The sequence below is a fragment of the bacterium genome (assembly GCA_035945995.1).
Taxonomy (GTDB): Bacteria; Sysuimicrobiota; Sysuimicrobiia; order Sysuimicrobiales; family Segetimicrobiaceae; genus DASSJF01.
This window is the reverse complement of sequence record DASYZR010000147.1, coordinates 13,691-29,900: the sequence shown is the minus strand read 5'-3', so window position 1 is coordinate 29,900 and position 16,210 is coordinate 13,691. Positions and strand designations below refer to the sequence as shown.

The window sequence follows — 16,210 nt, the reverse complement described above, 5'->3', positions numbered from 1 at the left end:
TTCCCTGACGACCTTGATGAACCGGGCGTTCGCGTTGTCGAGCGCGGGCTGAGCTTTGAGACGCCGTGGGGACGCACGGCGAACTGGCAGCTGCTCGAGTATGACGGCGGCGTCACGGCCGACGGCCGGCCCCGGCTGGCGCTCAACGTGTTTGCGCACGGCTGGCCGCGTGACGCGGTCGACCATTCGGCGCACCGCAAGGTTTTCTGGGTGCTCGGCCAGGCCGGCGTCCGGAAGGTCCTGTCCGACAGCACCTGCGGCTCGCTCAACCGGGCGCTCCAACCGAGGGACTACATCATCACCGGCGACGTCCTGGATCTCGGCCAAACCCAGTATTCCACCCTGCCGGGGCGATTCGGATTCCTGTGCCGCGGCGCGCAGTTGTTCTGCCCCAGCCTGATGCGCACGCTCGAGGGGGCGGCCCGCGATCTATGGCCGGCGCCCGCGCGCGTCTACGGGCGTGCGAACCGAATCATCACGGCGCACACCTGGGGGCCGCGCCTGGAGACCCCGGCGGAGGCGCGGGCGCTGCAACTGCTGGGCGCCGATGCCGCCAACCAGAGCGTGGCTCCGGAGGCGGCCAACGCGCGCGAAATCGGCGCGTGCTTCGTCAGCGGCTCGTACGTGGTCAACTACGTCGACGGGGTCATTCCCGAGGAGTGGGGCGCGCTCGACCGGATCCATGACGAGCTGGGGGCGGTGGCCGCGCGCATCAGCCTCCGGAGCGTCGCCCGCGCGGACCTCACGGACGCGTGCGGGTGCGGCGTCTACCGGGCGGCCCGGCCGGACAAGTATCAGGCGGCCGCGCAATCCGATGCGCCCGGCCGCTGACCCGGCCCCGCCGGCCGCTACGTCACGATTCGGGGGAACATCCGCGCGGCGACGGCGATCAGGAGTGTCGTGGCGCCGACGAGGATCGCGAGGTCCACGCCGATCCCGTAGGCGCTCGAGCCGGCCCTGATCATCAGCGCGCGCAGCGCATCCACCTCGTAGGTCAGCGGATTGACGGTCGAGACGATGCGCAGCCATCCCGGCATCAGACTGATCGGGTAGATCGCGTTGCTGGCGAAGAACAGCGGCATCGTGAGCAGCTGGCCCATGCCCATCACGCGCTCGCGCGTCTTGACGATGCAGGCGATGACGAGCGACAGCGTCGCAAACAGCCCGGCGCCGAGCATGATGACGACCAGCACGCCGAGCACGTGCAGTGGGTGCGGGTCGAGACGGATGCCCACGAGGAGCGCGAGGATGTAGACGATGACCGCCTGCGACAGGGCGCGCGCCCCCGCCGACAGCGCTTTGCCGGCCACGAGCGCGGTCCGCGAGGCGGGGGTGACCAGGAGCTTCTGCAGCACGCCGACGTCGCGCTCCCAAATCGTCGCCACCCCGTAGAAAATGGCGATGAACAGCGCGCTCTGGGCGAGCACGCCCGGCGCCATGAAGTCGAGGTACGCGAGCCCGCCGGTCGGCACGCCCCGGACGCGGGCCATCACCTGTCCGAAGACGAGCAGCCAGAGAGTCGGCTGCGCCGCCCGGCTGAACAGCTCGACGGGATCCCGCCGGAGCTTCAGCAGTTCGGCCCAGGCGACCGTGGCCGCGTGCCGGAGGAAGGCCGGCAGCGGCGCCGGATCAGGAATGACGGCGGGCTGTACGGCGGGTGCGAAGGACCTCACGGTAACTGCCTCCTGTGACGATCTGGCTGCCGGTGAACTCCGCGAAGACGTCGTCGAGCGTCGCCGCCGGCCCGACCTGCGCCTTCAATTCCGCGGGCGTCCCGATCGCGACGACCCTGCCGAGATGCATCACGCCCACGCGATCGCAGTGGGCGTCGGCCTCGGCCATGTCGTGCGTCGTGATGAGCATGGTCATCCCGTACCGCCGGCGCAGATCGTCGATGTCGTCCCAGATCGCCCGATGGGCGACGGGGTCGAGGCCGACGGTCGGCTCGTCCATGAAGAGCACGGCCGGCCGGTGCAGCAGGCTCTGCGCGATTTCCAGCCGCCGGATCATGCCGCCGGAGTAGCGCCGGGTGAGGGTCCGCGCGACGTCGCGCAGTCCGACCGCGTCGAGCGCCTCCTCGATCCGCGCGGCCTGCTCCGTCCCCGGAATGTTCTGCAGCCGCGCCGAGATCCATAGGTTCTCGTACCCCGTGAGCGCGCCGTCGGCCGACACGGCCTGCGGGACGTAGCCGATCCGCCGGCGGACCCGCGCCGGATGCGTGAGGATGTCCGCGCCGGCGATCCACGCGGTCCCCGAGGTCGGCGGCAGGAGCGTCGTCAAGATTTTGATCATCGTGCTCTTGCCCGCGCCGTTCGGGCCGATCAGCCCGAAGATCTCCCCGGCGCGGACCTCGATCGAGACACCGTCGACGGCCGTCACGTCGGTGAACCGCTTGGTGAGCTGGTGCGTGCGGACGGCCGGCTGGCCCTCGTTCACCGGAGGCCTCCGTCGCGCTCCGTGAGGAAGTAGTCGCGCAGGTGCTCGAGGCCGCCGCGGACCGCGGCGAGAACGGCGTCCGGAGCGCCCGCGATCGCCTGAGCGATTTCACGCCGGGCGGCGGCGCGGGCGGCGCCGAGCCGGGCGCTCCCGCGCGACGTCAGGCCGAGGCGGACCTGCCGGCGGTTGGCCGCGTCGACGACCCGCGACACCCACCCCCGGCGCACGAGCCGGTCCACGAGCGCCGACGACGTCGCCGGGGTGATGCCGAGGTGGTCGGCGAGGGCGCGGAGCGTGCAGCCGCGGTGCACGTCGACGAAGACGAGCGCGCGGAACTGCGGCATCGTCAGGCCCGGCATCTCGCGCCGCATGCGGCCGCGGACCCGGCGCACGACGAGCGGCGCGACGTCGACGAGGCGCGCGGCGCACGCGGCCGCGAGCGCGGATGATCCGAGACCGCTCCGCGCGCGTCGCGGACGCCGCGGGACGGCCCCCGCGGAAGGGACGACGGGGCGGCGGTGGTCGGCGGTCCGGTCCAACAGCGCGGCGGCCATCACCATAAGCATAGCATATTGTTCGAAGCACGAACAGTTCGTGACGCGGCCAATCCGCGCCGGGGGAGGCGGAGAGGCGCTTAGGGGACTACGGGTGCTCGGGCAGGTCGCCCGGGTAGGCCGTCACGCTCTGCGTCTCGGTGCCTCGGATGAACTGGATGGCGATGGGCGCCCCCGGGGTATGCTGGCCGAGCGCGAGGAGCAGGTCGTCGAGCGTCCGGACGGCCCGGTCCCCGATCCGCACGATGACGTCCCCGGCGCGCAGCCCGGCCCGGTCGGCGGCCGTGCCGGAATTCACCTCGGTGATCCGGACCGCCGTCGGCGCGTCCAGCCGGTAGTGCACGGTCACGCGCCGATCCAGCGTGATCGTCTGCGCCGCGACGCCGAGGTAGGCACGGCGAACGCGGCCGTCGCGAATCAACTGCGAGGCGACCCAGGCCGCCGTGTTCACCGGAATCGCGAAGCACAGCCCCTGCGAGCCCGCGATGACCGCCGTGTTGATGCCGATGACGGCCCCGCGCGAGTCCACGAGCGGACCGCCGGAGTTGCCAGGATTCAGCGGCGCGTCGGTCTGGATGACGTTGTCGATCAGCCGGCCCGTTTCGGCGCGCAGCGTCCGGCCGAGCGCGCTGATCACGCCCGTCGTCACGGTCGCCTGGAAGCCGAGCGGATTCCCGACGGCGACGACGAGCTGCCCGACTCGGAGGCGCGCCGAGTCGCCGAGGTCCGCGGCCTGGAGGCTGCCGTCGGGAACGCGCAGGACGGCGAGGTCGCCGTACGGGTCGTCGCCGACCACGTTCGCCGGCAGCGCCCGGCCGTCGGCGAAGCGCGCCTCGATCTGCTCCGCGCCCCGCACGACGTGGCTGTTGGTCATGATGAACCCGTCCGGGGCGATGACGACGCCGCTGCCGGCGCCGTGCATCGCCGGGGCCCCCCGCCGGCGGTACCGCTCCGGCAGCGGGCGCGTCGTCGCGAGACTGACGACGGCGGGACCGACCCGCTCGACGACGGCGATCACGGTCCGCGAATAGGCGTCCAGCGCTTCGGCGTCCGCGGCCGGCGCGGCGGTCCCGCCGCGGGCCGCGGCGTCGCCGGGCAGCGACGGTTCTTCGATATGCGTCAACACGTTGGTCATGATGGCCCTACACCTCTCAGTCGGAGAACGCCGGGCGGCACCGCCTGATTCCGCCGGTCCTCAGCCCCGCGGCGGCGGGCGAGGACGCCGGCGACCCGCGGCTTAGAGCACGTCGTCGACGGGGTTGGGGCGGCCTTCGGCGAAGCGCGACGGGCGCAGAGGGCCGGCGTCGAGCGAGGCGGCGCGGCCGTCGAGGATGATCTCGGCCAGCAACTGTCCGAGCGCGGGCGCGTGCATGACGCCGTGGCCGGACGAGCCGTTCATCAGATACAGGCCTTCGCATCCGGGCGCGGCGCCCACGATGGCGTGCCGGTCCGGCGACATCTCGTACAGGCCCGCCCAGCATCGCGGCCGGTCGATCGCCGCCTCCCGAAGAATCGGGAAATGCGTGTGGGCGAGCGGCAGGAGGTCATCGAGCCACCGCTGGTCGAACGTGGTGTCGAACGGGTTCGCCCCAGTGGGGGCCGGGGGGTCCGTCGGCCACAGCAGGAGCACGCGGCCGTCCCGCACGCGGAAATGTACGCCGTCCCAGTGGCAGATCGTCATCGGCGCATCGTCGGACAACTTGGAGAATGGGTGGGTGATCCCGGTCTGGCGCTTGAGCGGCCGCACCGGGACATCGACGCCGGCCTGGGAGCCCAGCACGCCGGCCCACGGCCCGGCCGCGTTGATGACAATCGGCGCGCCGATCTCGCGTCCGCCGGTGCGGACCCCGGCGATCTGCCGCCGGCCGCCGGTGTCCCGCACGAGGCATTCGACCCAACCCGCGTCGTACTCGACGCGGACGCCCGCGCGCTGGGCCCCCTCGAGGTAGCCGCGCAGGATCTCGAGGGGCCGGATGAAGCCGTCCTCCGGCCCGAAGGTGCCTCCGGCCAGGCCTTCCGGGTGCACCCACGGCGCGAGACGTTGGATATCGTCGGGGCCGAGCTCCTGGGCCGGCTCGACTCCGGCCGCCCGCTGGACCTCGCGCACCGTGCGGAGCGCCCGAAGGCCGGCCTCGTCGCGCACCATGAACAGGTACCCGCGGGGGCGGTAGCCGGGATCGACGCCGGTTTCGTCGCGAAAGCGAAGCAATTTCTCGCGGGACAGCGCCGACAGCCGGACGTTCGCGGCGCTGCCGAACTGCAGCCGGAAGCCCCCGGTGGCCCGGGAGGTGCTGCCCTCGCCGGGCCGGCCGTACCGCTCCAGGATCAGGATGTTCCGGCAGCCCCGTGCGGCGAGATGATAGGCGGCGCTCGCGCCCATCACGCCGGCGCCGACGATGACGGCGTCCGCGGTCTCCGTTGCCGCGACCCTACCGCTGGATCGGCTTCCCCAGCAGGCCGCGCAGCGTCATGACCTTGCCGAGATGGTACCCGCGATGGTAGCTCGCATAGACCAGCATCTCACCGATGGTCTTGTAGGCCGGTGCGTCGACCGGGGTCTCGTAGTCAACCGCCCCGGCGCGGTCGACGAGGGCGCGGTGCGCGGCGTCGAAGACGTTCCACACCTCCGCCAGCGCCGGGTAATCCGCCTCGCCGCCCGTACCCTGTTTGAAGAGGCCGGTGTAGTCCGCCGGCACCGGTGAGTCGCCGCCCGCGCGCCGGACGTAGTTGCCGTCGACCACCGCCAGATGGCCGACCTGCCACACGATCGGCGTGAGCCTGCCTGCGAGGAGGCGCCGGGCGTCCGCCTCGGGGACGTCCCGGATCGCATCGTGCAGGCGCTCGTGCGTGATCGCAAGCACGTGCGTCACGTACCCTCTCATGTCCATGATCCCCATCCTTTGCCGCCCGCGCGGCATCCGCGCACGGTGCCGCCGGCGCGTCGATCGTCGTACGAGGAGGTTCGGCGCGGGCGGCGCGGCGGCCCTCCTGCGGCCGGTCTCCCCACGCCGCCGGGCCGCGAACGCAGGAGCGGCCGCGAGATGGTGCGAATCCCTCCGCACCATGCCGCGACTGCGACGGGGTGCCGCCGCCGTTCTCGTGCTCGCCTGCCTGCTGGCCGCCGGCCTGCCCCTGTCAGGGGGTCGGGCCGGCGCACAGACGCCTGCGCTCCCCGACGACGCGACGTTTCAGCTGGTGACGATGACGCAGGACGGGGCGACCTACCGCTCGGTGATGATGGGGACGGCGTTCTTCATCGACGCGGACGGCACCGCGCTCACCAACAGCCACGTGGTCTACATGGCCCGGCAGAACCCGGGGCGGTACCGCCTGATCGCGATCGTCGGTCACGAGTTCTACAGCGCCACCCTCGTGTGCGCCGCCGTCCTCCCCTACGACCCCGCGAAAGACGAGGCCGTGATCGGCCGCGACATCGCGGAGGTCAAGCTCGGTCCCTCCCAGTTCCCCTTCACGCGCCTCTCATACGGCAGCGGCGGTCCTCAGTACGACGCGCACCTCACCCGCCTGCCGCCGTTTCCGGCGCTCACCCTCGGTGGAGACCCGTCCCCGGGGACGGCGGTGCGGATCATCGGGTACGGCCACGTCGCGGAACGGTATCCCGCGACGCCCGGCACGCGGTGGACGGCCACCGGCACCGTCGACCGCGTCGGCGCCGCATCCGACGCCACGCCCGTCTTTCGTATCGTGTCGACCAACCGTCCCCGCGAGGGCAACAGCGGATCGCCGGTGCTGGACCCCGCGGGGCGCGTCGTCGGGATGTGGACCTGGAATGAGGCGGGCAACCTGGCATACGGCGACGCGATCGGGAGTTCGGCGCTCACGCTGCCGTGCCGGCTGTAGCGCCGGCGCCTATTGCACGGCGGCGCGCGCCGCGACGTCCCAGGTGGCTTCGACGCGGCCGCCGCGGACGCAGACAAGCCGCTTCGCGAGATTCACCGTCGGGCAGACGTGGGCCGGGATCACCTCGACCAGGTCGCCGACCCGTAGCCGCCGTGCCTCGTCCGTCAACTGCACGCGCCCGTGCTCTTCCCACAGCCGGTCGATTTGACAATCGGGGTAGCCGCGCAGGACGCCGTGGCTGTCCCCGCGGCTGCTGAACGGTCCGCGCTCCGCGGTGAGTACTTTGCTGCCGGCGTCGAGCACGGCGACGTCTCGGGACGGCCGGCTGATGACCCGGCACACGACGGCCAGCGCGCATTCCTCCGGCGTTGCCGATCCCCAGCGCACCTGCATCGCGTCGTTGAACACATAGGTCCCCGGCCGGATTTCCGTGACGCCCGCGACCCGCCCGGCGCTGCGCCCGGTCGGCGTCGAGCCGACGCTGATCTCCTCGATCGCCAGCCCGGCGGCACGAAGCCGCTCGGCCTCGCGGACCATGATCTCGCCTTCCTCGCGGCCGGCCGCGTCCAGGTCCGGCCGGTAGCCGCGGTATGTGAAGATGCCGGCGAGGCGCAGCCCGCGCGACCGCGCCACCGCCTGTGCCAGTGTGAGGAGCGGCTCGCCGGGCGTCACGCCGCACCGCCCCAGCCCCGTGTCGACCTCCACCATCACCTCGATCGTCACACCGGCCGCGGCGGCGGCCTCGGCGAGGGGGGCGGCGACCGCCATGCTGTCGACGCCCACCCGCACCCGGATGTCCCGCGCGAGGGCGAGCAGCCTCGGCAGTTTGGGCCCGCCGACGATCTCGTAGGCGAGGAAGATGTCCCCGACGCCCGCGCCGGCCATCACTTCGGCCTCGCCGATCTTGGCGAGCGTCAGGCCCACCGCGCCCGCGGCCAGCTGCCGGCGCGCGATTTCGACGCACTTGTGGGTCTTGCCGTGCGGCCGGAGCCGGACGCCCGCGTCCTTGGCGAAGGCGGCCCAGCGCGCGATGTTGGTTTCCAGGCGGTCGAGGTCCACGACGAGCGCCGGCGTGTCGAGCGTGTCGATGCCGAGTGCGGGAACCGTAGTGGTCGACATATCCCAACCCTCCAAGTCGATCAGGTTGACGCGGGCGTGCCCGCGCCGAGCACCGGCTCCAGCGCCGCGATCACGTCGGGGTCCAGGCCGGCGTCGCTCCGCATCAGCATGAGCGCTTCCTGCGGGGTCATCGCAGGGCGGTAGGGGCGCCAGATCGTCAGCGCATCGTACACCTCGGCCGCCGCCAGGACGCGGGGCTCGAGACCGATCTCGTCTCCGGAAAGGCCCCACGGATAGCCGCTGCCGTCGAGACGCTCGTGGTGCAGCGCCGCGAGGCGGGCGACGTCGGCGAACGGCGGGGTCTTCGCGAGGATTTCGTACGTGTGGAGCGGGTGCTCTTTGATCTCCAGGAACTGCTCGGGCGTGAGCGTGTCGGCCCGTTCGAGCGCGAGATTGGCGACGCCCAACTCGCCGATGTCGTGAAGGAGGCCGGCGCGCAGCAGCCGCTCCCGCGCGGCCGCGTCCATCCCCATCGCCGCCCCGACGGATGACGCGAGGGCGCCGACGCGCGGCGAATGGCCGGTGGTCCAACGCCGTTTGGAGTCCGCGATGTCGGCGAACACCCGGGCGACCTCGTCGAGCCCTGGGTCATCGAGCATGCGGATCCGGTCCGGCGGCTCGAGGGCGGCGAGGCGGGTGCCCGCCGTCGAGCCGCGGAGGCCGGCCCACCAGAGTTGATCGCCGGCCCAGGCCGACACATGGTCGACGAGCGCGGGATCGAACCAGGTGGTGCAGCGTCCCTCCGCCATGCGGACCGCGCCGGCGACATCCTCGGCGGAGACGAACACGTCGATGGTACGGGCGAGGCCGACGATCCGGGCGAGGAGCGGGATCGCCTCGCCCCGCGTTCCGCGCGGGTCACCGTGTCCGTCCCAATGCTCGTCGGCGCTGTGGATCGCGTCGGCCGTCGCATCCGGCAGTCCGAGACGCCGGGCCACCGCGGCGCCGCGTTCGGCGCGTCCGCCCACGAAGGCCTGCGCGACGCGGCCCGCGGCCCGCGCCGTCCGCGCCAGCGCCCGGGTGCGGGACCACGCCGGTCGTCCCTCGCCGGCAACCCGGAGTCCGTATCGCACGGCGGCCAGAGCGCGGGTCCAATCGACGGTCGCGAATCCCGCTTTGAGCATCCGGTCGTCGCCGTCGAGCAATTCCGTAACCTCGGGCGCGGTACCCGGGCCTCCCGCGTTGGCCAGGAGAAGGGCGTAGTAGAGCGTCGACCGGGACTCCCCGTCGAGGGCGAGCTCGCCGGCGAGGCGCATGCCGAGGAGTCCTGTGCGGACGGCGTGGCCGACGGGTTGGCCTTCGGCCAGGTCCAGGGCGGCCGACAGGCCGCGCAGCGTATCGGACAGGCGGATCGACGGCACTGGCGGCGCCGCGCGGCCGGCCGGAGCCCTACCGGGCCGCCGCCTGCCGGTGGGCGCCGGCGATCGCGAAGTGCCGGCGGACGATCGGCTCCAACTCCTCCCACTCGATGGCGGTCTGGCGGCCGCCGTCGAACTCGCGGATCATCCACTCGTGGATCGCAATGAGGGCCGGGTCGTCCTTGGCCGGCTCCACACCCAGGCGCTGCTTGATCACGAAGATCAGGCCCGCGAGGCCGGAATCTTTCGTGAGGGACACCTCGAGCGGCCGCCCGAGGAGCCTAGGCACGTCAAACGGCGCGTACATCCACCAGAATTTATTGAGACCGTCGGCGTGGATGCCGGCGCGCGTTCGGTGGGCGTCCCGTCCGTACAGCGGGTACTTCGGCGGCAGCGGTTCCCCCATCGCGTCGTAGAGCGCTGCGAGCTCGTTGAGGACCGTAAAATCCGGCCGCGCCGCCGGGAAGTATCCCATGCCGATCAGGTGGACGAGGATCTGCTCGAGCGGGGCGTTGCCGGTCCGTTCGCCCTTCCCGAGGCAGGTGCCGTTAATCACGCCACACCCTTCCCGGATCGCGGCGAGGCAGTTCGCGACGATGAGCCCTGTGTCGTTGTGGGGGTGGAACTCCAGGTCGGCCGGTACCAGGCCGAGCCGCGTGCGCAGCGTCCGGAACAGCACCGGCACGCTCCGCGGGAGCGCGACGTCGTCGTACGGCAGCCCAAGGCCCATCGTGTCGCAGATACGGAACTTCGGACGCAGCGCCGGTCCGTAGGGCCGCGCGGCCTCCAGGCACGCGTCGATGAAGGCCAGCATGTAGTCCATGTCGGCCCGCGTCGCGTCTTCGAGGTGCAGCCGGGGCCGGATCCCGGCCTCGAGCGTCATGCCCACTGCGTCCAGATACGTGCGGGCGGCCTGCGCCCGGCCCGCGGGCTTGAACTTGTGGAACGTGTGGTAGTCGGAGGCCGAGGCGAGCATTCCGGTTTCGCGCACGCCGAGCGTGCGGATCAGTTCGGCGTCTTTGCGGGCGGCGCGAATCCACGTCGTCGGCTCGATCGGCGCGCCGCTCCGGTGGCGCTCGAGGGCGTCCCCGAGGGCGCGGCGGTCGGTCGGACGGTACACGAAGAACTCGGCTTGGCGAATCGCCCCCGAGGTCCCGGTGAACCGGCAGTGGAGGTCGTAGATCCGGAGGCTCTGCTCGGCCGTGAGCGGGAGGCCGCCCTGCTGGCCGTCGCGGTGCGTCGTTTCGGTCGTCCACGCATCATGGGGCAGGGTTGCGGGCCGGGCAGTCCAGACGTACCGCGGAAAGTCCTCGCGGGGGAAACTGTCGAGAAAGTAGTCTGGATTGGCGGGGTCGGGAATCGCAGCCAACGGACGCCTCCTCGGAACCCTCCTGCCTGGCTCTTATGATACCATGCGCCGCCCATTTTCAGCGCGCCGCCGGAGGGCGGCCGGGCGTGCCGGTGCGCCGCCCCCGTGGGTTACTCCGCGGCGGCCGCCGGCGGGTTGGGACGCTGCAAGTCCCGATCGCGGATCAGGAGCACGACCGGCAGGCACACGATGAAGACGACGCCGACGAGAGCGAAGACGTAGTCGAAGGCGACCACAGCCGCCTGCTGACCGATTAACTGGTGCAGCACGGCGAGCGCCTGCCGGTGCGCGGTCGCGGCGTCGCTCCCCCGCGCCTGCAGGCCGGCCTGCATCGTGTTCCACCAGGCGACGAAGGTCGGATTGGACGCGGAGGCGTACCGGACCAGGTTCGCGCTGGCCGTCGTGATCTTATGGTCGAGCAGCGTGATGACGATCGCCGTGCCGAGGCTGCCGCCCAGCTGGCGGACCAGGTTGTAGAGGCCGGTGGCGCCCTGCATCAGCGGTCGCGGAATCGTCGAGAGCGTGGCGGTCGCGAGCGGGACGAACATGAACGAGAACCCGATGCCCTGGATGATCTGCGGGATGAGGATTCCGAGGTGGCTCGTGTCGGTGGTGAAGTGCGACATCATCAGCCCCGCCACGCCGCTCACCAGGAGTCCGAACGGCAGCATGATGTACACGCCGAGCCGGTTGTACAGCAGCCCCGCGACCGGCATCATCAGGACCATCATGAGCGAGCGTGGCATCAGCGTCAGGCCGGCCTCGGTGGCGGTGTAGCCGAGCAGCGTCTGGAGAAACAGCGGGAGCAGAATCAGGCTGCCGAACAAGGCGAGGCCCAGCACCCCGATGATCAGCGTGCCGGCGGAGAACGTGACGTCGCGAAGAATGCGGAGGTTCACAGCGGGCGCCGGCGCGCGCAACTCCCAGAAAACGAACGTCGTGAGCATGACCACCGCGATCACGGCGAGCGCCACGATGAACGGGCTGCCGAACCAGCCGTCGCGCTCGCCCTCTTCGAGCAGGATCTGCAGCGACGCGAGCCCCACGGTGAGCAGCCCGATGCCGATGCCGTCAAATTTGACCCACCCCCGCGCCCGCATGTACGGAGGGTCGACGATGAACTGGGAGGCCATGAACAGCGCGAGCGCTCCGACCGGGAGGTTGACGAAGAAGATCCACGGCCACGACCAGTTGTCGGTCAGCCAGCCTCCGAGCGTCGGCCCCACCGCGGGTCCGAGCAGCACGATCATGCCGAAGAAGCCCATCGCCTGGCCCTGCTCCTCCGGCGGGAACGTCTCACGCATGATCGCCTGGGCCACCGGCTGCAGCGCGCCGCCGCCGAGGCCCTGCAGGACGCGGAAGAAGATCAGCTGTCCGAGCGTCCGCGACAGTCCGCAGAACGCGGACGCGATGGTGAACAGCGCCACCGAGTACATGTAGAACCGCTTCCGTCCGAGGACTGTCGCGAACCACGCCGTGAGCGGCATGATGATGACGACGGTGATCAGGTACGACGTGCTGACCCAGGTGACGTCCTGGATCGTGACGCCATAGGTCGCCTGGATGTGCGCAAGCGCCACGTTGACGACGCTCGTGTCGATGGCGCCCATGACGGACCCGAAAAGCACGGAGAGGGCGACGAGCCACTTCATGCTCCCGCCGCGCGACGCGTCGCGCGCGGCCGGCATGGTACCGACGGCCATCCGGGATCCTAGCGCGCCGGTCCGCGCGTATCGATCGCCACGGCGGCGGACAGTCCGACCTGCAGCGGGCGGCTGCGGATCTCGTCCGAATCGAGGGCGATTCTCACCGGTACCAGCTGCACGACCTTGACGAAGTTGCCGGTCGCGTTGTCCGGCGGCAGGAGGGCCGTCGTCGAGCCGGTGGCCGCGCCGATGCTCTCCACCCGTCCGTGGTAGGTGCGGCCGCGGTAGGCATCGATTCGAACGCGAACCGGCTGGCCCGGGCTGAGGCGGCCGAGCTGCGTCTCCTTCACGTTGGCGACCACCCACACGCCGCTCGACAGCGTGAGCGCCAAGAGCGGCTGATTGGGCTGGACCACCTGCCCGACCTCGGCGGTGCGGTTCGTCACCCAGCCGTCCGCCGGCGCCCGGATGACGGTGCGGTTCAGGTTGAGCTGCGCGGCGCGCACCGCCTGCGCGGCGTCGGCGGCCTGGGCTTCCGCGGCGGCGAGTTCCTGGGCCCGCTGACGCACCACGGTCTGGCCGACGGCGGCCTGCTGCAGCTGCGCCTCAGCGCCGGACAGCTCACCCTGGTTCACTTGGATGGCGTTGCGCGCGATCGTGACCTGCTGCCGCGCGGCCTGCGCCGCCGCGACGTCGGCCTTTGCCTGCGCGAGAGCGTCCCGCGCCGCCTGGTACTGCGCGCGCGCGGTTTCGGCGGCCGAGGCGTCCACGTCGACCTGCTGCTGCGCGATCGCGCCCTGGGCCAGCAACTGGCGGTCGCGGGCCAGGGTTCGGGCCGCCGTATCGGCCGCGGTCTTCGCCGCCCCGACCCCGGCGGCCGCGGTCGTTACCCGCGCGTTGGCCTGCGCCAGCTGCGCGGCCGTCGTGCGCTCCTGCATGTCCAATTGTGCCTGCGCCTGCGGGAGCGTGGGCTGGGTCGCCTGGATGCGCGCCTGGGCGACGCGGAGCCCGGCTTCGAACTGTTGCTGCTGGGCGCCGAGCGCGGCGCCCAGCGCACGCACCTGCGCCTGTGATGCGGCGAGCGAGGCCTGCGTCCGGGCGACGGCGACCTCGTAGTCCTGCGGGTCGAGCTCGACGAGCGGCGTGCCGGCCCGGACGAACTGGTTCTCGACGACATCCACCCGGACGATCGTGCCCGCGATGCGGGACGAGACCGGCGCGATGTCGCCGGCCGTCTGCGCGTTGTCCGTCTTCACGAGGCCGGCGTTGGCCCGCCAGTAGAAGCCGAGCGCGATCAGGGCCGCCACCACCACCGCCGCCGCGGCGAGCGTCGCGACGCGCCGCACGTTGAGCCGCGGCCGCGCGCCCGTCTCCATGACCGTGCGCGCGACGGGCCTCGCGCCGGCGTCGGGCGCCGTGGCGCGTGTTTCGCCGGCGGGCGCGGCCGTGGTGCGTGTGTCGCCGGCGGGCCGGCCGTTGCCGGCGGGCGCCGGATGATCCGCGCCCGCGCGCGGCTGCTCGAGGTCGGTTCGCGGTGCGTCGTTCATCGGGACGGCTCCCCCTCGGGACGTTCTTCCAGGACCTGCGTGCGAACCGCGCGCAGCCGGGCGAGCCGCTCGGAGTACTCCTGCCGCAGTTGCGTCAGGCGCCGGGCGCGCTCGTCGATCGTGCCGATCTGCGACTCGAGCAGCGTCTCGGCCTGCGCGATGACCGCGAGGCGGCCCTCCAGGTCGGTCGCCTGCGCGTACGCCTGCCGCAGTTCCGCGCGCATGGCGTCGATGTGAAGGCTCTCCTTGATTTCGGCGAGCGAGAACCCGAGCAACGCCTGCAGCTCCTTGATCCGCAGCAGCGTGGCGATGTCGTCCTCGGTGAACAGGCGGAAACCGCCGGCCGTCCGGGACGCCGCGGCCAGCAGGCCGACCTCTTCGTAATATCGGATGGCGCGCGGGGTGAGGCCGGTCCGCTTGACCACGTCTTCCATCCGATGCTGCGGCTCCGTCATGGCCGCCTGCTCCGCCACTCCGACTCCCGGGCCGGGCACCTGACCAGCCACGGGCGTTGTTCCGTCCCCGTGAATCACCGTTGAAACCTCCGATTTGTGTTAAGAGATGAAGATGATGGAGGGGCCAGCCCAAGCCGTGCCGCCTGCACTGCCGGTTTCCGATAGGCGCAGTATATCATACCCTTCCGTAAACGTCATAGACAGCGGCCGTATTTCAGCGGTATCCATTGTTTGTGATCCCCCTCGACGTCGGACGCCCGTAGTGAAGCGGTTCGAACGGCACAAGGAAATCTATTGAGCACTGTTAAACTAACGGCCTATCATCGCGGGCCGCGGGCTTGACGTGGTCGCCGCAGGAGGTCCCGACGCCTCCAGGACCACCACCATTTCTCAAAGGCGGGACACGCAGCGTGCCTAAGCCGACGTTCGGTCAACGGTTGAAGGAAGCCCGGCTCGCCGTTGGCCTGACCCAGGAGGCGCTCGGCCGCCCCGACTTTACCAAGGGCTTTATCAGTCTCCTCGAGCACGACCGTGCGAAACCGTCGGTGGCGTCGCTGGAGCGCATCGCGGCGCGGCTCGGCCGTCCCGTCTCGTACTTTCTCGACGGCGGCGAGACGGTGATCTCCGCCAGGTTCCTCGACGTGCTGCGCAGCCGGGGCCGCGCCGAGTTGACGCACCGGCGCTTCGACGCCGCGCTGGCGACCTTCGAAGAGATGCGGCGGGTTGCCGCCGGCCCGCGCGACGCCCTCGCGGAGCTGCACGCCGGGCTCGGTGAAGGCGAAGCGCTGCTCGGGCTCGCTCGCCTCGACGAGGCGCGGAGCCGCCTCCAGGACGCGTGCGATCGGTCGCGCAGCGTCGGCGCCAGGTTCGTCGAATGCCGCGCGTGCCGCTGCCTCGCGGACATCGAATTCGCCGGCGGGCACAGTGGACGGGCGGTGTCGCTTTATCGGGCCGCGTTGGACGTCGCGGCGCAGCTCGACGGCGCCGAGCCGTCGCTCCGCGGTGAGATTCATCTCCGGCTGGGGGCGGCGCTCGTCCGCATGGGGCGTCTCGACGAGGCGGCGGAGGCGTTCGCTGAAGCGAGAACGATCTTCGAAGAAGCCACCCGGCCCGACCGCGTCGGCGAAGCCCTGTACGGGCTCGGCAGCGTGCTCGTGAAGGACGGCGATTACGACGGCGCCATGCTCCAGTTCGAGCGGGCCCAGGGGCTGTTCGAGCAGTACGCGGATCTTCGCAACCTGTCGTCCGTGCGTGATCACGCCGGCGCGTTGTTGATGCAGATGGGGCGTCCGGCCGACGCCGCGGCGCACTTCGATGCCAGTCTGGCCGTCAAGCAACGCGTCGGTGACGTCGCGGGAGAGTGCCGGACGCTCACCGAGCTTGCGCGATGCGTCGATGCCCGCGGAGAGCCGGCTCGGGCCGCGGAGCTCGCCGAGCGCGCCGTGGCTCGGAGCCGCGAGGCGGGCCTTCGCGACGAGGAAGCGCGCGCGCAGGCCGTGCTCGGCTCGCTGGCCGCGGCGGCCGGCGACCTGAAAGCGGCGCAGCGCGCACTGTCCGCCGCGGCACGGCACTGCGAAGACGCCGATTTGACCGTGGACTTGGTGACGATCTACAAGGAACTCGCCAACGTGGCCGGGCTCGCGGGCCGCTACAAGGAAGCGACCGCGTACCACGAGCGCGCCTTCAGGTTGCTGCAGGCCGTGAAGGCGCCGGACATCGTCGCGGCGGTGCACTCCGCCGGTGCCGCGGGGCGGGGGCGGCACCGCTCGAACGGAGCGTAGCGCGGAGCGGACGTCCCGGCGGGCCGGTCGCGTAGCGGCGTAGTCGCGTATCAGCCCGCCGAGCGGCCGATGGCGAACGGGTGT

General features: G+C 71.6%; 15 protein-coding genes. 3 read left to right on the top strand and 12 right to left on the bottom strand.

Annotation, left to right across the window (positions count from 1 at the left end; translation table 11 throughout):
- Positions 1 to 831: 5'-methylthioadenosine phosphorylase (locus VGZ23_17255; GenBank protein ID HEV2359340.1), on the top strand; the 831-nt coding region annotated here is incomplete at its 5' end.
- A gap of 17 nt (positions 832 to 848) precedes the next feature.
- Here VGZ23_17255 and VGZ23_17250 read toward each other — a convergent pair.
- The 6 genes from VGZ23_17250 to VGZ23_17225 form a co-directional block, all read right to left on the bottom strand.
- Positions 849 to 1,673 (bottom strand): ABC transporter permease, encoded by an 825-nt coding sequence (locus tag VGZ23_17250; protein HEV2359339.1) that lies wholly within the window; start codon positions 1,671 to 1,673, stop codon positions 849 to 851.
- Positions 1,630 to 2,436 (bottom strand): ATP-binding cassette domain-containing protein, encoded by an 807-nt coding sequence (locus tag VGZ23_17245; protein ID HEV2359338.1) that lies wholly within the window; start codon positions 2,434 to 2,436, stop codon positions 1,630 to 1,632. The genes VGZ23_17250 and VGZ23_17245 overlap by 44 nt, the downstream gene beginning before the upstream one ends.
- A complete protein-coding gene (locus tag VGZ23_17240; GenBank protein ID HEV2359337.1) occupies positions 2,433 to 3,002 on the bottom strand; it encodes a MarR family transcriptional regulator in 570 nt (189 codons plus the stop codon). The genes VGZ23_17245 and VGZ23_17240 overlap by 4 nt, the downstream gene beginning before the upstream one ends.
- 76 nt (positions 3,003 to 3,078) lie before the next feature.
- On the bottom strand, positions 3,079 to 4,125 hold the full coding sequence (locus VGZ23_17235) for a trypsin-like peptidase domain-containing protein (GenBank protein HEV2359336.1): 1,047 nt from the start codon (positions 4,123 to 4,125) through the stop codon (positions 3,079 to 3,081).
- 102 nt (positions 4,126 to 4,227) lie between these two features.
- The gene (locus tag VGZ23_17230) at positions 4,228 to 5,388 is read right to left on the bottom strand and encodes an FAD-binding oxidoreductase (protein ID HEV2359335.1); all 1,161 of its coding nucleotides are present in this window, start codon (positions 5,386 to 5,388) and stop codon (positions 4,228 to 4,230) included.
- Positions 5,389 to 5,419: 31 nt separating this feature from the next.
- Complete coding sequence (locus tag VGZ23_17225; GenBank protein ID HEV2359334.1) at positions 5,420 to 5,878, bottom strand: DinB family protein; 459 nt, start codon at positions 5,876 to 5,878, stop codon at positions 5,420 to 5,422.
- Between the two features lie 175 nt (positions 5,879 to 6,053).
- On the opposite strand from VGZ23_17225, the gene VGZ23_17220 reads away from it, so the two are divergent.
- The gene (locus tag VGZ23_17220) at positions 6,054 to 6,851 is read left to right on the top strand and encodes a serine protease (GenBank protein HEV2359333.1); all 798 of its coding nucleotides are present in this window, start codon (positions 6,054 to 6,056) and stop codon (positions 6,849 to 6,851) included.
- Between the two features lie 9 nt (positions 6,852 to 6,860).
- Here VGZ23_17220 and VGZ23_17215 read toward each other — a convergent pair whose 3' ends face one another.
- The 6 genes from VGZ23_17215 to VGZ23_17190 form a co-directional block, all read right to left on the bottom strand.
- Entirely contained in the window at positions 6,861 to 7,970 is a 1,110-nt protein-coding gene (locus VGZ23_17215; protein ID HEV2359332.1) for an alanine racemase, read from the bottom strand.
- Between the two features lie 20 nt (positions 7,971 to 7,990).
- Positions 7,991 to 9,331, bottom strand: coding sequence for an HD domain-containing phosphohydrolase (locus tag VGZ23_17210; protein ID HEV2359331.1), 1,341 nt, complete (start codon positions 9,329 to 9,331; stop codon positions 7,991 to 7,993).
- Positions 9,332 to 9,359: 28 nt separating this feature from the next.
- The gene (locus VGZ23_17205) at positions 9,360 to 10,697 is read right to left on the bottom strand and encodes a pyruvate carboxyltransferase (protein ID HEV2359330.1); all 1,338 of its coding nucleotides are present in this window, start codon (positions 10,695 to 10,697) and stop codon (positions 9,360 to 9,362) included.
- A 110-nt stretch (positions 10,698 to 10,807) separates the two neighbouring features.
- Entirely contained in the window at positions 10,808 to 12,400 is a 1,593-nt protein-coding gene (locus VGZ23_17200) for a DHA2 family efflux MFS transporter permease subunit (protein ID HEV2359329.1), read from the bottom strand.
- An 8-nt stretch (positions 12,401 to 12,408) separates the two neighbouring features.
- Positions 12,409 to 13,890 (bottom strand): HlyD family secretion protein, encoded by a 1,482-nt coding sequence (locus VGZ23_17195; GenBank protein ID HEV2359328.1) that lies wholly within the window; start codon positions 13,888 to 13,890, stop codon positions 12,409 to 12,411.
- Positions 13,887 to 14,345, bottom strand: coding sequence for a MerR family transcriptional regulator (locus tag VGZ23_17190; GenBank protein ID HEV2359327.1), 459 nt, complete (start codon positions 14,343 to 14,345; stop codon positions 13,887 to 13,889). The genes VGZ23_17195 and VGZ23_17190 overlap by 4 nt, the downstream gene beginning before the upstream one ends.
- Before the next feature lie 410 nt (positions 14,346 to 14,755).
- Between VGZ23_17190 and VGZ23_17185 the strand changes: the two genes are divergently transcribed.
- Positions 14,756 to 16,126: a helix-turn-helix transcriptional regulator gene (locus VGZ23_17185; GenBank protein ID HEV2359326.1), complete on the top strand. Its 1,371-nt coding sequence runs from the start codon at positions 14,756 to 14,758 to the stop codon at positions 16,124 to 16,126.
- The last annotated feature ends 84 nt before the right edge of the window (positions 16,127 to 16,210 follow it).